The 20,752-nt window shown below is 64.7% G+C and carries 19 protein-coding genes and 1 pseudogene; 6 read left to right on the top strand and 14 right to left on the bottom strand.

The annotated features are described in order from the left end of the window. Positions 1 to 102: 102 nt before the first annotated feature. From BMY68_RS05575 to BMY68_RS05565, 3 genes are all read right to left on the bottom strand, one after another. Entirely contained in the window at positions 103 to 732 is a 630-nt protein-coding gene (locus tag BMY68_RS05575) for a LysE family translocator (protein ID WP_062825678.1), read from the bottom strand. Between the two features lie 57 nt (positions 733 to 789). Beyond that, complete coding sequence (locus BMY68_RS05570; protein ID WP_085531128.1) at positions 790 to 1,710, bottom strand: pyridoxal-phosphate dependent enzyme; 921 nt, start codon at positions 1,708 to 1,710, stop codon at positions 790 to 792. 85 nt (positions 1,711 to 1,795) lie between these two features. After that, entirely contained in the window at positions 1,796 to 2,452 is a 657-nt protein-coding gene (locus tag BMY68_RS05565) for a ribonuclease T2 family protein (protein ID WP_085531129.1), read from the bottom strand. Positions 2,453 to 2,904: 452 nt separating this feature from the next. On the opposite strand from BMY68_RS05565, the gene BMY68_RS05560 reads away from it, so the two are divergent. Next, positions 2,905 to 3,603: an AzlC family ABC transporter permease gene (locus tag BMY68_RS05560; protein ID WP_085531131.1), complete on the top strand. Its 699-nt coding sequence runs from the start codon at positions 2,905 to 2,907 to the stop codon at positions 3,601 to 3,603. Next, positions 3,603 to 3,914, top strand: a complete 312-nt coding sequence (locus tag BMY68_RS05555) for an AzlD domain-containing protein (RefSeq protein ID WP_009043562.1) — start codon at positions 3,603 to 3,605, stop codon at positions 3,912 to 3,914. The genes BMY68_RS05560 and BMY68_RS05555 overlap by 1 nt, the downstream gene beginning before the upstream one ends. 72 nt (positions 3,915 to 3,986) lie before the next feature. Here the strand turns inward: BMY68_RS05555 and BMY68_RS05550 are convergent, their stop codons facing one another. From BMY68_RS05550 to BMY68_RS05540, 3 genes are all read right to left on the bottom strand, one after another. After that, positions 3,987 to 5,207, bottom strand: a complete 1,221-nt coding sequence (locus tag BMY68_RS05550; RefSeq protein ID WP_085531133.1) for a cytochrome c biogenesis protein DipZ — start codon at positions 5,205 to 5,207, stop codon at positions 3,987 to 3,989. A 72-nt stretch (positions 5,208 to 5,279) separates the two neighbouring features. Continuing rightward, complete coding sequence (locus BMY68_RS05545) at positions 5,280 to 5,489, bottom strand: hypothetical protein (protein WP_085531135.1); 210 nt, start codon at positions 5,487 to 5,489, stop codon at positions 5,280 to 5,282. A 47-nt stretch (positions 5,490 to 5,536) separates the two neighbouring features. Further along, the gene (locus BMY68_RS05540) at positions 5,537 to 5,800 is read right to left on the bottom strand and encodes a DUF2790 domain-containing protein (RefSeq protein WP_009048667.1); all 264 of its coding nucleotides are present in this window, start codon (positions 5,798 to 5,800) and stop codon (positions 5,537 to 5,539) included. A gap of 294 nt (positions 5,801 to 6,094) precedes the next feature. Between BMY68_RS05540 and BMY68_RS05535 the strand changes: the two genes are divergently transcribed. The 4 genes from BMY68_RS05535 (at position 6,095) to BMY68_RS05520 (ending at position 9,511) form a co-directional block, all read left to right on the top strand. Beyond that, entirely contained in the window at positions 6,095 to 6,835 is a 741-nt protein-coding gene (locus tag BMY68_RS05535) for a response regulator (RefSeq protein WP_023968023.1), read from the top strand. Continuing rightward, a complete protein-coding gene (locus BMY68_RS05530) occupies positions 6,832 to 8,151 on the top strand; it encodes an ATP-binding protein (protein WP_085531137.1) in 1,320 nt (439 codons plus the stop codon). Before BMY68_RS05535 ends, BMY68_RS05530 begins: the two co-directional genes overlap by 4 nt. Positions 8,152 to 8,267: 116 nt before the next feature. Beyond that, complete coding sequence (locus BMY68_RS05525) at positions 8,268 to 8,903, top strand: hypothetical protein (protein WP_085531139.1); 636 nt, start codon at positions 8,268 to 8,270, stop codon at positions 8,901 to 8,903. A gap of 101 nt (positions 8,904 to 9,004) precedes the next feature. Further along, positions 9,005 to 9,511, top strand: a complete 507-nt coding sequence (locus BMY68_RS05520) for an HvfX family Cu-binding RiPP maturation protein (protein WP_085531140.1) — start codon at positions 9,005 to 9,007, stop codon at positions 9,509 to 9,511. Positions 9,512 to 9,720: 209 nt separating this feature from the next. On the opposite strand, the gene BMY68_RS05515 is transcribed toward BMY68_RS05520, so the two are convergent. From BMY68_RS05515 to BMY68_RS05480, 8 genes and pseudogenes are all read right to left on the bottom strand, one after another. Beyond that, entirely contained in the window at positions 9,721 to 10,482 is a 762-nt protein-coding gene (locus BMY68_RS05515; protein ID WP_085531142.1) for an HvfC family RiPP maturation protein, read from the bottom strand. Then, positions 10,475 to 11,359 (bottom strand): HvfB family MNIO-type RiPP peptide maturase, encoded by an 885-nt coding sequence (locus tag BMY68_RS05510; protein ID WP_085531144.1) that lies wholly within the window; start codon positions 11,357 to 11,359, stop codon positions 10,475 to 10,477. Before BMY68_RS05510 ends, BMY68_RS05515 begins: the two co-directional genes overlap by 8 nt. A 65-nt stretch (positions 11,360 to 11,424) precedes the next feature. Next, positions 11,425 to 11,811: an EF-hand domain-containing protein gene (locus tag BMY68_RS05505; protein ID WP_009048660.1), complete on the bottom strand. Its 387-nt coding sequence runs from the start codon at positions 11,809 to 11,811 to the stop codon at positions 11,425 to 11,427. Between the two features lie 550 nt (positions 11,812 to 12,361). Next, positions 12,362 to 12,935, bottom strand: a pseudogene (gene nudK / locus BMY68_RS30030) (GDP-mannose pyrophosphatase NudK); the annotation flags it as partial. A 169-nt stretch (positions 12,936 to 13,104) separates the two neighbouring features. Beyond that, on the bottom strand, positions 13,105 to 14,301 hold the full coding sequence (gene fabV / locus BMY68_RS05495; RefSeq protein WP_016704607.1) for an enoyl-ACP reductase FabV: 1,197 nt from the start codon (positions 14,299 to 14,301) through the stop codon (positions 13,105 to 13,107). A gap of 209 nt (positions 14,302 to 14,510) precedes the next feature. Then, positions 14,511 to 15,800: an NAD(P)/FAD-dependent oxidoreductase gene (locus BMY68_RS05490; protein ID WP_085531146.1), complete on the bottom strand. Its 1,290-nt coding sequence runs from the start codon at positions 15,798 to 15,800 to the stop codon at positions 14,511 to 14,513. Continuing rightward, positions 15,800 to 17,389, bottom strand: a complete 1,590-nt coding sequence (locus BMY68_RS05485; protein ID WP_092160413.1) for an amino acid permease — start codon at positions 17,387 to 17,389, stop codon at positions 15,800 to 15,802. Before BMY68_RS05485 ends, BMY68_RS05490 begins: the two co-directional genes overlap by 1 nt. A 432-nt stretch (positions 17,390 to 17,821) precedes the next feature. Further along, complete coding sequence (locus BMY68_RS05480) at positions 17,822 to 20,386, bottom strand: EAL domain-containing protein (protein WP_085531148.1); 2,565 nt, start codon at positions 20,384 to 20,386, stop codon at positions 17,822 to 17,824. Positions 20,387 to 20,752: the final 366 nt, after the last annotated feature.

Below are 20,752 nucleotides of genomic sequence, written 5' to 3'. Positions count from 1 at the left end.
CAGGATCGGCGCCTGCCGCGAGTCCGCGCTCGCCGCAAAGCCTGTAGGAGCCAGCTTGCTGGCGATAGGCGCAGCGCGCCGGCAGGTCAGACTCATGCAGACTCAGCGGATATCGCTGCGCCGATACAGGCTCAGGCCCAGCGCCAGCACCGCGAGCATGCCGGCGCAGCTGCGGTTGATCCACAGCATCGCCCGCGCGGAGAAGGTGCGCATGGCATAGCGCCCGCCAAAAGCGTAGGTCGCCATCATCACGCAATTGATCGCCGTGCTGACCAGCGCCAGGATCAGGTACTGCTGCGCCACCGGCTGGTCGGGGCGCACGAACTGCGGCAGGAAGGCGGAGAAAAACAGCAACCCCTTGGGGTTCGACAGCCCCACCAGCAATGAGCGCATGAAAGCCCCGCGCCCGCTGCTGGCAGCGCCGCCGCTCTGCGCGGCCAGCGCCGTTGTCGGCGCCTTCCACAGCACCCACGCCAGGTACAACAGGTACGCCGCGCCGCCCCACTTGACGATGGAAAACAGCTGCTCGGAAGCTTGCAGCAACGCCCCCAGGCCGCAGCCCACCGCACCGATCAGCAACAGGTCGGACAGCATCGCGCCAGCCATGCCGCAACCGGCGATGCGCATGCCATGGGTGGCACCGTTATTGAGAGCCAGCAGCATCGACGGCCCCGGGGTCATCATCACCGCGCTGACGGTGACGACGTACAGAAACAATGTGGTGGCGTCCATCCGAACCCTCCGTAAAACCACAGGTACAACAGGTCGGCCAGCATACACCAGGGGCTTTCAGCCCGGCAGCGAAGCGCCCCAGTCCGCCACCTGGCGAGCGCTGATGCTGACGCCGCCGCACACCACGATCACCACGTCCCGCGCCGCGGCGATGGCCGGGTGATCGAGGTAGGCCACCGCCAGCGAGACGCCGCAGGCCGGCTCCACCAGCTGGCGCAGATCGTCGGCATAACGCACCACGCCGAGGATCGCCTCGGCATCCGACAACACCAGCGACTGATGGGCAAAAGCCTGGATCTGCTGCAACGGCCAGGCCGCCACCTGGGCCGCGCCGAGGGAACTGGCGACGGTGTCGACCTTCGCCAACTTGACCGGGTGCGCGGCCGCCAGCCCTGCGGCAAAGGAAGCGCTGCCAGTGGTTTCACAGGCGATGATCCGGCAGTCCTGGCGCTGGTGACGCAGCAGGCCGGTGAGGATGCCGGCCAGCAAGCCTCCACCGCCCACCGACGCCACTATGGTGTCGACCTGCGGACAGTCTTCGAGGATTTCATCGATCATGCTGCTGTGCCCTTGCCACAGCACCGGGTGGTCGAAGGCCGGCACGTATTCGCTGTCGGCAGCGCTGCTCAGTTGCAGCGCGCGTTCGTTGGCCTGGTCCCAGACCTGGCCATGCACCAGCACCTCGGCGCCGGTCCGGGCGATGCGTTCGCGGGTGGTTTGCGCGGTGGTCTGTGGCACCACGATGCAGGCTTGCAGGCCAAGGCTGGCCGCCGCCATCGCCGTGGCCAGCCCGGCATTGCCGCCGGACGGACAGACCACGCGGCGCTTGCCCTGCTGCGCCGCCTGGGTACAGAGCAGGCCCAGGCCGCGCATCTTGAACGAGCCACTGGGTTGCAGGTTTTCCAGCTTGAGCCAGATACGCCGGGTGGCCGTGGACAACCCGGGATGCAGGATCAGGGGGGTGCGGATATGCAGCATCATGGACTCCTTGGATGAAGACGGGCGTCTTGCAACCCTAGATGCTCAGGCCAGCCTATGCCGCCTCCCCCTGGCCGCTCGCCGGTCAGCGAATCGGCGGTATGCGGATATCGCCTTGGCGGCACTGGGTGCGCACGCCCTTGCCACAGGCGCCGAACCCCAGGTTCTTGTCCAGGCAGACCCGCACTTCGGAGAGTTCCGGGCCGCTGCACAACACCGCTACGCCCTTCTCCGGAATGCCCGGGTTGGCCTGGCGGAACAACTGCTCGATCTCCCGGGCCTCGAAGTAATGCACGGTGGTCGAAGGTTCCAGCACCTCGGGAATCTTCACCTTGCCCAGGGCCTGGTCGGAGGTCTCCAGGTAGCCCATGGCGCCCAGCCCGCTACAGGTGCCGTGCTTGCTCCATTCGTGCTCCATCAGCTTGGCCGTCGGGAATAGGGTCAGGCCCTTGGCCCGCTCTTCGGCGTTCAGCTGCGTCAAGGGCGGGCAGGACTGCGGCCAGCCGCCCTTGGCGTATTGCGGCCACAGGCCATGCAGGACAAAACCGTAGCCCTTGCCAGAGCACTGCTCGTTTTCCGGATGGGTCAGGCAAAAGGTCGGCGACCAGGACAGCGACAGCAGGTAGTAGTCGAACACCCCGGCGACCGATTCGCGCTGCTGTCGCGCCTCCCGTGCCTGGCTGACCCCGACGGTGCAGATCATCAGCGCGGCCAGCGCCGCGGTTGCAAACAGTTTTCTCATAGACCCTCTCCTTGGGATGGGGCAGTGGGTGAACGGCCCCGTAGTGACCTGGCCGGTAGCGGCCAGACACCCTTCTTGGCACGGGGCTGTTGCAGGAAGATGACAGGCCACCTCCCCCACAGGGAAGCTGGCCGATGCTAGCGAAGCGTTTTAGCAGACAGATCGGGTTGGCGCCATGGCCAGCGGGCAGCGTCTACGCAATGACCAGGCGAATGCGGGATTTGTGGCAAACACTCGCCTCTGTAGGAGCGAAGCTTGCTCGCGAGGCGTCATGCCAGGCACACCGCATTGCTCCAATCGCCGACAATCGAGCGTCGACCGGCCGCTCCTACCGAAGCATCTGCGGGGTGAACGATAAATAACGGTCGTTGGCGCCAAGTGCGCAAGATCGTTCAAGCCATTTCCGTCGCGGGCTGGCACAGTCGGTTCCCGTTCCTTGATTGCAGGCTGTCATGTCCAGCATTGTTCTTCCCCGCACCGCGTTCCTGCGTGGTGCCGTTGCCATCCTGCCGCTGTCCCTGGCCACCGCGCCCTGGGGCCTGCTGGCGGGTTCCATGGCCATCGAGGCCAATCTCACGCCCCTGCAAGGCCAGGGCTTGTCGAGCATCGTCTTCGCCGGCGCCGCGCAACTGGTGGCGATCGGCATGCTCAAGGGCGGCGCGGGGATTTTCTCGATCCTGCTCACCACTCTGCTGCTGACCTCCCAGCACCTGCTGTACGGCATGAGCATGCGTTCGGTGATTTCGCCGCTACCAGGACGCTGGCGGGTCGGCCTGGGGTTCCTGCTCACCGATGAGCTGTTCGCCCTGACCAGCCAGCACGACAAGCAGCAGTTCGATCGCTGGTACGCCCTCGGCGTGGGCCTGACCTTCTACATCGCCTGGAACCTGTTCACCCTGGCCGGCATCGTCCTCGGGCGCGCCATTCCCGGGCTCGAACACCTGGGCCTGGACTTCTCCATCGCCGCCACCTTTATCGCCCTGATCACGCCGCTGGTGCGCAACGTGCCGACCGTGGTCTGCGTGGCCGTATCGCTGTTCTGCTCGGTACTGTTCAGCTACTGGCAATGGGGCTCGGCCCTGGTGCTGTCGGGCCTGATGGGCATGACCGCGGGTTTTCTCTGCAACAAGTTATACCGGGAGCGCACATGATGGTCTGGGCAGTGATTTTCGGCATGGGCTTGCTGGTGTTTCTCAACCGTTACGTGTTTCTCGAACCGCGCCTGCCGGTGCGCCTGAGCAGCAACGCCCGGCAATTTCTCGGTTTCGCCGTACCGGGCATGCTCACCGCGATCTGCGGACCGATCGTGTTCATGCCCGAGCACCAGCTGAACCTGGCCTACGACAACCCGTACCTGATCAGCTCGCTGGTGGCCATCGTGCTGGTGATCTACACCCGCAACACCCTGGTCAGCATGCTGCTGAGCATGGCGTTCTTTTTCCTGCTGCGCTGGTGGTTGTAGAGGCTGGCTGGCGCTCTGAAGAACGCGGTGTGCCTGCCCCACCGCCCGGCCCCCAATCGGCAACCCGGCCCCTCAAGGCGCCTTGGCTTCGCGCAACAGCTGCTGGATCACCTGCTCCTGCGCCTCGTAACTGCCCTCGCCAAAGTGGCTGTAGCGCACCTGGCCGCGGGCGTCGATAAAGTAGTGAGCCGGCCAGTACTGGTTGTCGAAGGCACGCCAGATCGCATAGTCGTTGTCGATGGCCACCGGGTAGCCGATATCCAGCTTGCGCACCTGGGCCTTGACGTTGTCGATGACCTTTTCGAAGGCGTATTCCGGGGTGTGCACGCCGATCACCACCAGCCCGTCCTTGGCGTACTTTTTCGCCCAGGCGTTCACATACGGCAGGCTGTGCTGGCAGTTGATGCAGTCGTAAGTCCAGAAGTCCACCAGCACCACCTTGCCGCGCAAGGCCTCGGCGTCCAGCGGCGGCGAATTCAACCATTGCACCGCGCCACTCAGCGAAGGCATCGGGCCCTTGCTCGGCAGCGCCTCGGCGGGTGCCGCGCCAGCCTTGTCGATCAGGTAGTCCAGGGCCTTGGGCACGCTCTTCAGCAGGCCTTGCTCGAGGGCCGCGCCGCCTTGGGATGAGGTGCTGGCCAGCAGGCGGTCGTCCACCCCGCTGCCGATCGCCACGGCCGCCAGCAACACCAGGCAACCGGCGGCGCGGCGCAGCCAGGCGGTGGCCGGCAGGGACGGCTTGAGCCGGTTGACCAGCCCTCTTCCGGCAAAGATCAGCAGCCCCAGGGACAGGGCACTGCCCAGGCCGTAGGCCAGCAGCAACAGGCTGGTCTGGGCGCTCGCCCCTTGCAGCATGGCGCCGGTCAGGATCACCCCGAGAATCGGCCCGGCACAGGGCGCCCAGAGCAAGCCGGTGGCCACCCCCAGCAACAGCGCCGCCAAGGGTCCGGAGAACTTGCGCGCCCGATCGAGGCGCAGGCCGTCCAGGCGATTGCCCAGGCTGACCCAGGGCCGCGCCAGCCAGTTGCCGAAGCGGGCAAAGATCAGCGACAGCGCGAACAGCCCCAGCACAATCAGCGCCAGCTGGCGCCCGATGCCGTTGGCCCGGACGATCCAGTCGCTGCCGACCACCGCCAGGCTCGACACCAGGGCAAAGGTCAGCGCCATGCCGCCGAGGGTCAGCAGCACCGAGCCGCGCGAGCGGTCGGCCCGGGCGAACAGGAACGGCACCACCGGAAGAATGCAGGGGCTGAGGATGGTCAGGACCCCGCCGAGAAACGCTATGAGCAACATGGCATCACCTGTGATCGGTCAATGTCCCGCCCGCCATCGATGGCGGGCGTATTCAGGGGTGGCAGGCCCGGTTCAGGCCTGGTTGTCGGCGCGCATCCCCTGCGGGGTGCGCTCGTAGCCGCCTTCGGCGAGCAGCGGCGCCGCTCGCTCTGGCTGGCCGCCCTGGCTCAAGGGCGCGAGCTGGAAGCAGGTCGTGCAGGACGAATCGGCGGCGCTGGCATCCACGGCCACGCCGGCCAGGGTCAAGGTCAGGGAAAGCAGGCAGGTTTTCAGGGTGTTCATGGGCTGATCCTCATGTTCAACAGGGACTACATGACAAATGAGTGCACTCAGTTGCCGTCGTTACAGTTGTTGGCGAACTTGCGGTAATCCAGGGCCTGGGTACGGCCCTGGGAATCGAGGTAAGTCATGCGCGCATTGACCACGCCGCAGCTCGGCTCGGCGTCTTCGGTCATCGACAGGACTTTCTGGATATCCAGCTGGGTGCCGTAGCTGTAGGTCTGGGCCTGTACCGTGCTTTCGGCACGGGCCGACAGGGTGCAGATATTCAGCGCGGCGAACAGGCAGGCGGCGTAGAGGGCGGTGCGTTTCATGCGGGTTTCCTCGAACGACAATGGGCTTTGGTGGCGAGGCCAGTGGCTGTGCCTCGATGGAGCCCATTGAATGCGCGCAAGGTATCGCGCCTGTGTCGGCAAACCGCCCTTGCTGTTTCCCTGCGTATCCACGCCGCCGGGGGATACACAGCGATACAAAGGCGTCGGAAAAACCCTGTTTTGCATCGCCGTGTATTCAGCCAGGCGCCAGATACACTGCAATACAAAGCGCCGCAGGCAGGCCCGCCCGGGCCCTATAGACTAGGCAGCACGACCCTATACAGAGGCAACCCCATGGATCATGTCGATCACGTATTGATAGTCGATGACGACCGCGAGATCAGAGAGCTGGTAGGCAACTACCTGAAAAAGAACGGCCTGCGCACCACGGTAGTGGCTGACGGCAGGCAGATGCGCAGCTTCCTGGAAACCACCCCGGTGGACCTGATCGTGCTCGACATCATGCTGCCCGGCGACGATGGCCTGCTGCTGTGCCGCGAGCTGCGCGCCGGCAAGCACAAGGCTACGCCGGTGCTGATGCTCACCGCGCGCAACGATGAGACCGACCGCATCATCGGCCTGGAGATGGGCGCCGACGATTACCTGGTCAAGCCCTTCGCCGCCCGCGAGCTGCTGGCGCGGATCAATGCCGTGCTGCGCCGCACGCGCATGCTGCCGCCGAACCTGGTGGTCACCGAGAGCGGCCGCCTGCTGGGCTTCGGCCGCTGGCGCCTGGACACCACCGCGCGCCACCTGCTGGACCAGGACGGCACCCTGGTCGCCCTGAGCGGCGCCGAATACCGGCTGCTGCGGGTGTTCCTCGACCACCCGCAACGGGTGCTCAACCGCGACCAGCTGCTCAACCTGACCCAGGGCCGCGACGCCGACCTGTTCGACCGTTCCATCGACCTGCTGGTCAGCCGCCTGCGCCAGCGCCTGCTGGACGATGCTCGCGAACCGGCCTACATCAAGACCGTGCGCAGCGAGGGTTATGTGTTCTCGCTGCCGGTGGAGATCCTCGAGGCCGCGTCATGAAGCTTGCGTTGCACTGGCCGCGCACCCTCGCCTCGCGGCTGTCGCTGATTTTCCTGATCGGCCTGGCGCTGGCCCAGGGCCTGTCGTTCGCCGCGCAGTCCTACGAGCGCTACCAGAGCGCGAAGATGACCATGCTCGGCAACCTGGAGAGCGACGTCGCCACCTCCATCGCCATCCTCGATCGCCTGCCCGCCGCCGAGCGCCCCGCCTGGCTGCAACGTCTGCAACGGCGCAACTATGGCTACCTGCTCAGCGCCGGCGAACCCGGCCAGCCCCTGGACGGCGAGGATGTACCGGTCTCGGTGAACTCGATCAAGAGCGCCCTCGGCCGCGACTACGACCTGGCGTTCAACACCATTCCCGGACCGCGCCAGCACTATCAGGCCCACCTGCAACTGGCCGACGGCAGCCCACTGACCATCGACGTGCGCCCGGCGATGACGCCGATATCGCCCTGGTTGCCGGCAGTGTTGCTGGGGCAGTTGCTGGTGCTGATCCTCTGCGCCTGGCTGGCGGTACGCATCGCCGTGCGCCCACTGACCCGGCTGGCCCAGGCGGTGGACAGCCTCGACCCCAACACCCACGGCGTACACCTGGACGAAAAAGGCCCGATCGAAGTGGTGCACGCGGCTAAGGCCTTCAATGCCCTGCAGGCGCGGATCGGCGCCTACCTCAAGGAGCGCATGCAACTGCTGGCGGCGATCTCCCACGACCTGCAGACGCCGATCACCCGCATGAAACTGCGCGCCGAGTTCATGGACGACTCCGCCGAGAAGGACAAGCTGTGGAACGACCTGAGTGAAATGGAGCACCTGGTGCGCGAGGGCGTGGCCTATGCCCGCAGCATCCATGGCGCCACCGAGGCCAGTTGCCGCATCGACCTGGACGCGTTTCTCGACAGCCTGGTGTTCGACTACCAGGACACCGGCCAGGACGTCGAGCTGGCCGGCAAGAACGGCGCGCTGATCGACACCCGCCCCCACGCCCTGCGCCGGGTGCTGGTGAACCTGGTGGACAACGCGCTGAAGTTCTCCGGCGCGGCGCGGATCGAGGTCCAGGCACAAGCCGGCGATCGCCTGTCGGTCAAGGTCCTGGACCGCGGCCCGGGGATCAGCGAAGAGCAACTGGCCGAAGTGCTCAAGCCGTTCTATCGGGTGGAAAGCTCGCGCAATCGCGACACCGGCGGCACCGGCCTGGGGCTGGCCATCGCCCAGCAACTGGCGGTGGCCCTGGGTGGCTCGCTGCGCCTGAGCAATCGCCAGGGCGGTGGCCTGTGCGCGGAACTGATCCTGGTCAGCAACAAGGCCAGCCTCTGAGCGCCTCGCTACACAGGCATACATAACCGCCCCTCGCCGACACAGCCGATATACATGGCCTTGCAAGACTCCTGGGACGCGCCGCGACAGCGGCGCCCAACCTCAAGGAGCCTCTCATGCCCACTCAATCCCTTCCCTCGCGTTTCCACGGCTGGCGGCTGTTCAGCCTGCTGGCCGCCGCCGTGCTGCTGATGACCGCGCTGGTGCTACTGCTCGAGCCGAACCTGATCGAGGCCACCCGCAGCGCCATCCGCGCCACCGCGCGCTCATCTTTCGTGCTATTTCTGCTGGCCTTCACTGCCTCGGCGTTCGCCGTGCTGCTGCCCTCTCCCCTGAGCCAGACGCTGGTGCGCGAGCGCCGTTTCATCGGCCTGGCGTTCGCCTTCTCGCACCTGGTCCACGCGCTGCTGATCTACAGCTACGGGCAACTGAACCCGGAGTTCTGGCCCGGCCGCAGCACCCTGGGCAACCTGCCCGGGTCCGTGGGTTACCTGTTTATCCTGCTGCTGACCCTGACCTCGTTCAAAGGCCCGGCCTCGCTGCTCAGCCGCACGGCCTGGAAACGCTTGCACACCACCGGCATGTGGGTGATCGCCGCGATATTCGCTTTCTCCAATTTCAAACGCATCCCCTTGAGCGCCTGGTACCTGCTGCCTTTCACGCTCACCTGCTCGGCCATGGCGATCAACCTGCTGGGCAAGCTGGCTCAGGCCAACAAACGCCGGCAACGCCAGGCCCTGAACCCGCGCTGAGCTGATACCGCCCCGGTAGCCGCTGGCGCAGGCGCTGCGATCGACGTCGCAGACGGCGCCGCTTTTGTAATGCCCCCCACTTTGCCCAGGAGATCCACCCCATGATCCTCACGCTTTCGTCCGCCCTCGACGGGCTGCAACGCCACCTCAATCGCCTGTCCCCCTGGGTCGCGCTCCTCAGCCTGCGCCTGTTGCTGGCCTGGGAGTTCTTCGAGTCGGGCCTGGAAAAATGGCGGGGGGAAAACTGGTTCCAGCAGATCCAGTCCGCCTTCCCGTTTCCCTTCGACCAGTTGCCGGCGAGCCTGAACTGGCAGCTGTCGATGTGGGCCGAGCTGCTGTGCCCCCTGGCGTTGCTGCTGGGCCTGGGCACCCGCTGCGCCGCGCTGGTGCTGATCGTGGTCACTGTGGTCGCCACCGCCGCCGTGCACTGGCCGGCCGACTGGTCGAGCCTCAGTGAACTGGCCCAGGGTTACGCCATCAGCAACAAGGGCCACGGCAACTTCAAACTGCCGGCGATCTACCTGGCGGCGCTGCTGCCCCTGCTGTTCCAGGGCCCGGGCAAACTCAGCCTGGATGCATTGATCGGGCGCCTGCGCCACGGACGCTGATACCGAGGGGCAAAAAAGCCGCAGCGTGAGCTGCGGCTTTGGTGTTTCTACGGCGGAAGTTCGATAACAGGCACATATCCCCGTAGCCGCTGGCGCAGCCTGCGATCGGCTGCGCAGCAGACGCAAACCCAGGCAACGCGGTGTGCCAGGAAGAACGTGCAACCAGGTTTTACGACGGCTACGCCGCCGATCGCAGGCTGCGCCAGCGGCTACATTGGGCCGATAGTGCCTTGGCCGTGCAGTTGTCGTAGCAGGCTCTGGCCATTGGCGAGAAAGGTGTCGAGGTCGTCGATGCCCGCTTCCAGGGCCAGGCCTTGCAACTGGGCGCGACCGTGGAGTTGGGGGAACGCCTCGATACGCTCCAGCAGGCGCCAGGCCAGCGGGCTGAGTTCGCAAAAGCGCACGCGGTAGCCGGCATCGCGGTAGATCAGCAACAAGGTCGGTGCTGCCCCGGGGTCGCTGGGACGCCAGGCCGGGCCCAGGCGCTGCACCGGCCAGGCGTAGGCCAGCGGCCAGGCCAGGGGCGACAGGCGCAGCGGGCGACGCAATAGCAGCTCCGGGTCGCTGGCCGGCAGCGGTTCGGCCTCGGTCTGTTGCAGGGCCATTTCGATCCACTCGTAATGGCTCAGTTCGACCATGAAGGCCGGCCAACTGCCGTCCTGCAAACCGGCGGGCGTGGAAGCCATCCAGGCCACGAATTCGCCGGCGATCTCGCCGAACTTTGGCGTGGCACAGCGGTGCTCGCGCAGGAACACCCGCAGCAGCCGGCGCCAGTCCGTCTCGCCGAGCACCGAACGCAGCACCGGAAAAGTACCGCTGAGCAACGACTGCAGGTTGTCGAACACCAGCTCGCGGTAAATCTCCGCCCGCGCGCGGTCCATCCCGGCGGGCGGCGCCCGGTGCTCGGGGTCGCGCAGGTAGGCGGTCAGGGCCTGTTGCTGGGCGTCGAGGGCGATCAGCGGCTTATCCATGGGCCAGCCGCCCCTGCATCTGGCAGGCACTGGCCTGCAACTGGCGGATGCTGTCCAGCTCGCCCAGCAGCTCGGCGAATGGCGGGAAGTTGAAGTCCCGTTCCAGCAGGGTCGGTTGCACGCCAAACAGTTGGTAGGCGCGCGCCAATAAATCCCAGACCACCGCTTTGACCGGCGCACCGTGGGTGTCGATCTTCAGGCTGTCGGACTGGTCGTAGTGCCCGGCCACGTGCATCGCCACCACCCGTTCTGGCGGCAGGCCGGCAAGAAAGGCCTGGGGCTCGAACCCGTGGTTCACCGAGTTGACGTAGAGGTTGTTGACGTCCAGCAACAGGTCACAATCGGCTTCGGCCAGCACCGCGTTGGTGAACGCCAGCTCGTCCATGTCCTGGCGCGGCGCAGCGTAGTACGAGACATTCTCCACCGCCAGACGCCGGCCCAGCACCTCCTGGGCCTGGCGGATGCGCGCCGCGACATGGCGCACCGCCTCTTCGGTGAACGGTAGCGGCAGCAGGTCGTAGAGGTGCCCGTCGTCGCCACAGTAGCTCAGATGTTCGCTGTACAGCGGCACCTTAAAACGCTCGAGAAACTGCCGCACTTCCCGCAGGAACCCTAGGTCCAGCGGTGCCGGGCCACCGAGGGACAACGACAGCCCGTGGCAGGTCAACGGGCAGCGCTCGGCCAGGGCGCGCAACGCGGCGCCATGGGCACCGCCGATGCCGATCCAGTTTTCCGGCGCCAGTTCCAGAAAGTCAAAAGCGCCCGCAGGCGCCGTATGCAATGAGTCGAGCAAGGCACGACGCAAGCCAAGCCCCACGGTTGCCGAAACGGGCAGCCGCGGAGCCAGGGTAGATAACACGCTGTGAGAGGGTTGCATGGGCCAGTCTCCTGGTTGCCCCGGAAAAAACCGGGGGGCACCCGGATGCCCCCCGCCACCGTCGATCAGGACTCGATCGCCGCACCGCACTTGCCTTCGCCACATTTGCCTTCGGCCGAACCGGCCTTGGCCGCCAGGTACTGCTTGGCTTCGCTCAGGCTGATGGCGCCATCGTGGTTGGCGTCGATCTTGTCGAACTCGGCGGCGCGCTCGGGGGCGGCGGCGATGAACTCCTCGCGGGAGACCTTGCCGTCGTGGTTAGTGTCGGTCTTGGCGAACTTGTCTTCGCCGCACTTGCCTTCGGTGGAGGTCTTGACCCCGTCGGCCGCGGCCAGGGTGTAGCCCTGGGACAGCTCGGTCATGCTCAGCGCCGAAGCGGCGGTGGACAGGCCCAGGCCGCCGACCAGCGCCAGGCCGAGCGCGACGTTGGAAACATTGGAGAGTTTGAACATGCTGATACCCCTTCGATGGATTGATTAACGGTTCCCGCCACCGACACCGAGAAGCTCGGTGCTGGCGGGTGGACGTAGTTAATCCTCGGGGTGTATCCGGGTTGTGTGCGCAACCGGCGCCAGGACAAGCAGGTGTATCAGCAGCGGGCCGATACACACTCCGATACAAGGCCGTCGGCCAACCGGCCAGGTGAGCGCTGGCTCAACTGGCCGAAGTGCAACGCGGGATGTCCTGCAGCGAACGGTAGACCGGCAAGCCCAATTGCTCACCCATGGCGACCAGGGCATCGGCACTGGCGCAGGCCCCGCCGATGCGCAGCAGCGCGTCGCAACGTTGCAACTGCTGCCGCGCACCCGCCTGGAACTCGTCGACAGCGCTCGAAGCATCCGTCGCCAACCCCAGCCACTGGCCGAACACGGGGCTGTGCCCGGCCTCGAACAACTGCGCGGCCCAGTCATCCAGGCTGGCAACCTGCCGCGCCAGCGCCGCCGCATCGTCGGTTGCCGAGTACCGGGGCGCGGCCACCAGGATCGTCAGGCGGCGCGGCGGCATCAGGCGCAGTTCCAGATATTGCAGGAGCATGATGGTCTTGCCGTCGACGATCTCGCCGCTGCGCACCATGTCCAGCGCCTGCTGGTAACCCAGCTCCAGCACCTCGATGTCCTCGCCCTCTTCCTCCAGGCCGCCACCGTCGCCGATACGGTCGTCGGGGGGAGTATTCGCCGATGAAAAAGTGGATGCGCTCGGTGACCGAGCCTGGGCTCATGAAGGCTTCATAGATCTTCTCGACCGTGCCGACGCGGTAGCCGGTTTCCTCCTCGGCTTCCAGGCGGATGCGCTCCTCCGGGCTGGCATTGTCCAGCAGGCCGGCGGCGGTCTCGATCAAGTAGCCGCTGTGGTCGTTGACGTAGGTCGGCATGCGGAACTGGCGGATCAGCAGCACCGTGCGCCGCTCGCGGTTGTACAGCAGGATGGTCGCGCCATTGCCGCGGTCGTAGACCTCGCGGGTCTGCGCCTGCCAGCTGCCGTCGCGGCGCTGCAGGTCGAAGCTGTATTTCTTCAGCAGGTACCAGTTGTCGGAGAGCATCTCCTCGGCGGTGATGCGCACGGGTGCGGCTTGCATGGTCTTCCCCCTTGGCAATGGGCCGACATTCAACACGAGTGATGCGCCAGATGTCGATCCCGGCCCAGGCCGACCGTTGCCAGGCACCGGCCTGAACCTGCGCACAGCCCGGGCAGAAACGACAACGCCCCTCATGGGAGGGGCGTTGGCAATGATGCGTTAAGTTCGCTTACACCTGGATCAGGTTGGCGATCTTCACGTCCGGATCGACATCGGCTTCATAGTCGACGCCGTCGATCTCGAAGCCGAACAGGCGCAGGAATTCCTGCTTGTAGCCGGCGAAGTCGGTCATCTGGTAGAGGTTTTCGCTGGTGACTTCATCCCACAGCTGCTTCACGCGGTCCTGGACAGCAGGTTCCAGTTCCTTGTAGTCGGCACGCAGGCGGCCTTCCTGGTCGATGATCGGGTTCGGGTTGTACAGGCTGTCCTTGTACAGACCGTAGACCTGCTCGATGCAACCTTCGTGACTGCCCTGCTCTTTCATGACCTTGAACAGCAGCGACAAGTACAGCGGCATGATCGGGATCGCCGAGCTGGCCTGGGTCACCACGGCCTTGAGCACCGATACCCGCGCGTCGCCGCCCAGGTCCGACAGCTCCTTGCGGATGCCGATGACTTTCTGGTCCAGGTCCTTCTTGGCTTCGCCGATGGAACCGTTCCAGTAGATGTCGTGGGTCAGCTTCTCGCCCAGGTAGGTGAAAGCGGTGGTTTTCGCGCCTTCGGCCAGGACGCCGGCTTCGTGCAGCGCGTCGATCCACATTTGCCAGTCTTCGCCGCCCATCACGGCCACGGTGCCGTCGATTTCTTCCTGGGTGGCTGGCTGCAGGGTGGTTTCCTTAACGATTTCCTTGTCGGTGTCGACACCGCGCAGGGTCACCGATTTGCCCAGCGGCTTGAGGGTCGAGCTCAGGACTTCGCCGGTTTTCGGGTGGGTACGGCGCGGAGCGGCCAGGCTGTAGACCACCAGGTCGATCTTGCCCAGGTCGCGCTTGATGGTTTCGATGGTCTGGCGCTTGACTTCGTCGGAGAAGGCGTCGCCGTTGATGCTCTTGGCGTACAGGCCTTTTTCTTCGGCGAACTTGTGGAAAGCCGCGGTGTTGTACCAGCCGGCGGTGCCGAGCTTGCCGTCAACGCTGCCGCGCTCGAAGAACACACCCAGGGTGTTGGCGCCGCAACCGAAGGCGGCGGTGATACGTGCGGCCAGGCCGTAGCCGGTGGAAGCGCCGAGCACCAGTACGTTCTTTGGCCCAGCGTCGATGGTGCCTTGTTCGGTGACGTAGTCGATCTGTTGCTTGACGTTGGCTTCGCAACCGACCGGGTGGGTCGTCACACAGATAAAGCCGCGAACGCGGGGTTTGATGACCATACACAATCTCCCAATTTCAATATGCCAAGAGCCAATACGGGCTGCAGCAGCGTCACTTGTTCAAGTCGTAGACGCTCGGAACGTCCTCGCGTCACGCCTTGGGTTTTCAATGAGTGCAGATTTGCCCGCCAGCATAAGTTCATTCCGGGGTTTGGGCCAGAAAACGCTGAGATTGCTCCATGACCTGTATGGCCCGGGAGAAGCTGCGGTCATTTGTTCAAACGGTGGGCATCGTAGGCGTCCAGGGCCTGATAGGCGGTATAGGTCGCCTGCGCCGCGACCAGACCGGCCAAGCCAAAGGTGGGCACCAGGCCGAACTGGCCAAAGCCCTGGGGAATGGGGATGGCCTTGGCGATGGCATCCGCCAGCACTTCCCCCGCCACCGTGGTCGGCGCCATGCCGTGACCGCCGAACCCCACGGCATGCCACACGCCGTTGTCGTCCCGGCCGATCTGCGCCATCTGCTGGCGGCCGTAGCTCATCAGCCCGCCCCAGGAATACTCGATCTCGACGTCGGCCAATTGCGGGTAGACCGTGACCAGATCGGCTTTGAGCAAGCCGGCAATCGCCTGCGGGCCACGATTGAGGATGGAAATGCGCCCGCCCCAGAGAATCCGGCTGTCCGCCAGTGGGCGGTAATAGTCGAAGGCAAAGCGGGTGTCGTAAATGGCCGACTCGCAGTCGATCGCTTCCCGCAAACGCTCGCCCAGGGGCTCGGTCGCCACCACATAGGTGGCAATCGGCAGCGTCGCTCGCTCCACCGGGCGGTACAGCCCACGGGCGTAACCACCCGCGGCGAACACCACCTGTTCAGCCAGGACTTCGCCACCCGCGGTCCTGATCAGGTACTTGCCGCCCTGCTGCTCGATCGCCAGGGCCGCGGAGTGTTCGTGGATATCGATGCCGTAGCCGGCGACAGCCGCCGCCACGCCATACACATATTTGAGCGGGTGGAAGTGAAAGGCATTGCTCTCGAACAAGGCGCCGAAATAGCGCTCGGTCTTGAGCTTTTCCCGCAACTCGCCCGGCGGTACGTACTGCCAGTCGACGCCGTAGACCTCCTTCATCAGTTGCCGAGGCTTTTCCAGACGCGCCGGGTCGTTGAACCAGTTGGCCAGCAGCACGCCCCTGTCGGTCAGGTCGCACTGGATACCGTATTGCCGGACGCGCTGGCGGATCAGTTCGACCGCGTCGATGGTCAGCCGGTAGAGCCGCCGCGCTTCCTCGCGGCCCAGGGTCTTGAGCAGCTCGGCATTGCCCAGGCAATAGCCGCCGAATACAAAACCGCCGTTGCGCCCCGAGGCGCCGTGCCCCACGGTGTGGGACTCCAGCACCACCACGTCGGTTACGCCGCGTTCGGCCAGGCCAAGCGCCGTGGACAGCCCGGCCAGCCCGCCGCCCAGAATGCACACCCGGGTTTCCACCCGGCCGCCAAGCGCCGGATAGGCGGTCTTTTCAACCGTGGCCTGGTAATAACTTTCGAGAAAATCCTGACTCATCACTTGGCTCCGACCTGGGTCATTCGCACAGGAAGACCCGCATTCTCATTCATAGCCGATTCCAGCGGCGGGCAAGTCTCGGACTTGTTGCGAATCATCGAAAAGCTCATGTCAGCAAACCGGACGAACCTGGATCCACTGACAACTTTGTGCGCCAGCCAGATCGCCAGGAACAGCACCAGGCCAATATAGGTGGCGGTCAGCCCGGCCCAATCGATCGAGTCGCCGAGCAGGGCTTGATAGTTCTGCCCCAGGGTGACGAACAGGCACAGGACAAAGGCGAAAATCGGCCCGAACGGAAAGAACCGCGACACATAAGGCAAATTGCCCAGGTCATGGCCCTGGCGCACATAACCGCGACGAAACCGGTAGTGGCTGACCGCGATGCCCAGCCAGGCGATAAAGCCGAGCATGCCCGAGGTGTTGAGCAGCCAGTTATAGATCTGCCCCGGGCTGAAGATGAAGGTCAGGAAGCACAGGGCCGCCACCGTGGCCGTGGCCAGCAGCGCCCACCGCGGGGTGCCGGATGCGCTCAAACGGGCGAAGATCGCCGGCGCCTTGCCTTCCAGAGCCAGGCTGTAGAGCATCCGCGAGGAGGCATACATGCCGGAGTTCCCGGCGGACAGCACCGAGGTCAGGATCACCGCGTTCATCACCGCAGCCGCGCCGAGCATGTCGGCCCGTTCGAAGATCAGGGTGAAGGGGCTGACACGGATATCGGACACCCCATTCCTCAACAGGCTCGGGTCGTTGTAAGGAATCAACAGGCCGATGATCAGGATGGTCAGCACGTAGAACAGCAGGATCCGCCAGAAGATCTGCCGCACCGCGCGCGGCACGTTTTTCCCGGGGTCCCGGGTTTCACCGGCGGCGATGCCGACGAACTCGGTGCCCTGGAACGAAAACCCCACGATCATCGCCACCCCGACCAGGGCCCCCAGGCCGCCGACAATCGGCGCATCGCCAATCAACCAGAGCCTGGGGCCGGCATTTTCGCCGCCGCTGAGAATGCCGAACAACATCAGAATGCCCACCGTGATAAACAGCAGGATAGTGATGACTTTAATCAGGGCGAACCAATATTCGGACTCACCGAACAAGCGCACCGAGGCCATATTAAGTGCGCTGATGATCAATAGAAAAGCCGCACTCCAGATATACCCCGGCACCTCCGGAAACCAATAAGCCATGATGATCTGCGCGGCCACCAGATCGACTGCAACGGTCACCGCCCAGGCATACCAGTAGTTCCAGCCCAGGGCGAAGCCGAAACTTTCATCGACATACTTCGAGGCATAAGTCGAGAATGAACCGGTGACCGGCATGCAGGACGCCAGTTCACCGAGGCTGGTCATCAGGAAGAACACCATGGCGCCGATGACCACAAAGGCCAGCAGCGCGCCGCCCGGCCCGGACTGGGCAATGGTCGAGCCCGAGGCGACGAACAGCCCGGTACCGATGCAGCCGCCGATGGCGATCATGTTCAGGTGGCGGGGCGTCAGGGTTCTTTTCAGTCCGCCGGCGGTTTTCTCATTATGAAAATCGCCCGCTGTATCGCACGCAGCCGGCACTTTTGTGGAGTCTGTCATGGCTTACCTTCTTATTATATTTAAACCACCCATGATTGAATCATGCTGTTTGGAAGTGTTCGCGAATTGTTTTCCACCCCCACTAAAGCCCACAAAAATACCGCTGACAAATGATTTTCCCGAATCACATCAGTCCCATACGGAATACGCCAACAGTTACAAAATCCAATAAGCAGAAACACTAAATACCCACAACTAAACATCTAACAAACCGTCAGGTTTAATTGGTTTTCCACGGCATAAAACAGAAAATCCCTACACGCTAACAACTTGACTTAAAGAACAGAGTGTTTGAATGACCACGCCCATGCCTGGCACCGGGCAATGCCCGCAGCGGCCCTGGAAAGAAGGAAAAGAAAGGGTCGTGTGCAGGCCCGTCGCGGTCCACTTCGCATCCGCCTGGAGCGCGGCGCTGCCCCATCGACCGGCCGGCTAACTCTGCCAACCCACAAACCACTGCCCGAACGCCCGGGCCGGTAATGGCGAGGAAAACAGCTGGCCCTGCCCCACGTCATAGCCCCGCGCCTGCAGGATGTCGCGCTGCGCGGGGTGTTCAATGCCCTCGGCGATCACCCGCAGGGACAGGCCCTTGCCGATGCCGATGACCGCCTCGCTCAAGGCGCGGCAGGAGGCGTCGTGCTCCAGCTCCTCGACGAAGCTCTGGTCCAGCTTCAGCTCATTGATCGGCAAGCGCCGCAGATAGCCCAGGCTGGAATATCCCGCGCCAAAGTTGTCGATGGCCAGGCGCACGCCCAGGGTATGCAAGTCCTGGAGGGTCTGCTCGGTGGTCGGGCTGCTGCACAGGAAAACGCCCTCCGTGACCTCCACGCACAGGTCCGCCGGCTGCAGGCCGCAACGCTGCAACTGGCGGGCGATCAGGGCCGCCAGGTTGAGGTTATGGAAGTTGATCGGCGACAGGTTGACCGAGATGGACGGCACCCGGATTCCCGATCGACGCCAGCGCGCCAGTTGCTCGCAGGCTTCGCACAGCACCCACTGGCTGAGGTAGTTGATCAACCCGCACTCCTCGGCCAGCGCGATGAATTGCGCGGGCGGGATATTGCCCAGGCGCGGATGCTCCCAGCGCGCCAGCGCCTCGACCCCGACCAGGCCGTTGCTGCGCAAATCGATCTGCGGTTGATAGACCAGATGCAGGCCGTCGCTGGTCAGGGCCTGGCGCAGCGCCGTCTCCAGCTGCAGACGCTGCTGGGCGAGCTGGTCCATCTCCTCGAGGAAGAACCTGAAACCGCCGCGCTCGGTACGCTTGGCCTGGTACATGGCGATATCGGCGCAATGCAGCAGGCTTTCCATATCCTGGCCGTCGCTGGGGTACAGGCTGACGCCGACACTGGCCGAAGGCAGCACGGCGGTCCCGACAATATCGACCGGGGCGCCCAGGGTCGGCATCAGGCGCTCGAGAAAGGTCGTGACCCGGGTGGCGTTCATCCGGGGCAGCACCAGCACGAACTCGTCGCTCGACAGCCGGCCGACGATGTCCGACTCGCGCAGCACGCTGCGCAGCCGTTGCGCCATGACCTGCAGCAGCTCATCGCCCGAGGCATGCCCCAGGGCCTCGTTGACCTGCTTGAAGCGGTCCAGGTCGACATACAGCACCGCCAGCTCGCCCTGCTCCAGGGCCACCTCGGCGATGCTGCGGTTGGCCTCGGCCAACAGGGAACTGCGATTGGGCAAGCCGGTCAGGGCATCGGACAAGGCCATGTGGCGGATCGACTGGCGCGCCTCCTCGCGCTCCAGCGCCAGCATGCACAGGTGGGTCCCGGTCATGATCAGATGGGCATGGGTGGTATCGGGCTTGCGGCGCTCGCGGAAGTACAGGGCAAAGGTCGCGCGCACCCTGCCGGCGCTGTTGCGCAGCGGGATCGACCAACAGGCCCGCACCCCGGCCTGCCGCGCCAGCAAACGATAATCGGCCCACAGCGGATCGGTGTCGATATCGGTGACCAGCACCGGCTCGCCGCGAAAGGCCGCGGTGCCGCAGGAACCGGCGGCGGGCCCGATCGGCAGTCCCTCCATGGCTTGGGAATAGTCGGCCGCCAGGCCGGGACTGGCCAGGGGATGCAGCAGCCCCTGTGGGTCCACGCTGAGTATCGAGACGACGACCTCCGGCGCCAGGCGCTCGATTTCCTGGCACAGCAGCGTCAACACGCGTTCCAGGGGCTGCTCTTGCAACAAGGCGCCGATGACCTTGTCCTGTAGCACTTCGGGCAGCCTGGAACGGGTGATGTCGGTGAACACGATGACGATGTTGCCGATCCGCCCGCCGGCGTCGAACACCGGCGCCGAGCAGACCTGCACCCACAGCCGCTGGCCGTTACGCTTGCTGATCAGGCCGCAGGCTTCATGGGGCTGGCCACTGAGGATGCTCTCCAGTTGCAGCTCGTCGGCCTGAACCCGCCCTGGGGTATCGGCGACGAAGAACACCTGCGGCGAGCGCTCCAGCAATTCCTCGCGGGAATACCCCAGCAAGCGGACCAGCCCGTCGTTGATATAGATCAGCCGACCGTCGGCGTCGACGATGCAGGTGGCCGAGCTGCTGGCGTTGACCGACATCGACAGCAGGCGCTGCTCGATATCCTTCAGCCGCGTCTGGGTCACGTCCTTGAAAAAAGCGGCATACAAAATGCGCCCCTGCAGGGTGATCTTCGAAATCGCCATCGCGCCCCAGCGCTCTTCGCCATCCTTGCGCGTGATGCAGACATCGCGGCTGGTGCCGATGATCTTGTTGACCCCAGTCTCGCCGTCGTTTCGCGAGCGGATGGGGATCGGCACCAGCGTGCTGACGTCGCTGCCCAGCACCTCGCACCGTGGACAGCCCCAGAAGCGTTCGGCCGCCGCGTTGAAGAACACCACCTGGTTGCGATCATCGATGATCACCACGGCATCGTTGGCCTGTTCCAGGGTCTGCACGAAAAAGTCCGCCGCCTCTTCTCCGGTCGTTGACCCGACGCTCATATCCATGGCCGCCACTGCATGCATGCCCTCACGGTCATCGTCCCTGATCACCGTGAAGCGCCATTAACCGCCCTCGAACTGGAGGGGCCCGTCCTCGAAGCAACACCCGATACGGCTCAGCAAGGCTGAGAAAAGCGTTTTTACCCAGGCGAGCAGGACATCAGGCCATAGGCGTGGACATGGATCTTTAGGCCATCGACCTGAAATTAGAGAATAGCCGCGAAGTGACAGGGCCATGGAAAACCGTGCGATCCGCGCCAAACTTCGGCAACACCAGGTAGCCCGGGCGTCTGTCCATCGGCAACAGCCCCCGTCCGTCGCCCCGGGCGGCAACTTCATCTCTGGCCGGTTCGCCACTTGCGTTGTCCGATGCGCTTGGCTTCTCATGTC

The sequence above is a fragment of the Pseudomonas sp. NFACC41-3 genome (genome assembly GCF_900109505.1).
Lineage (GTDB): Bacteria > Pseudomonadota > Gammaproteobacteria > Pseudomonadales > Pseudomonadaceae > Aquipseudomonas > Aquipseudomonas chlororaphis.
Note: the sequence above shows the minus strand (reverse complement) of the source record. Positions and strands in the feature narration are given on the sequence as shown.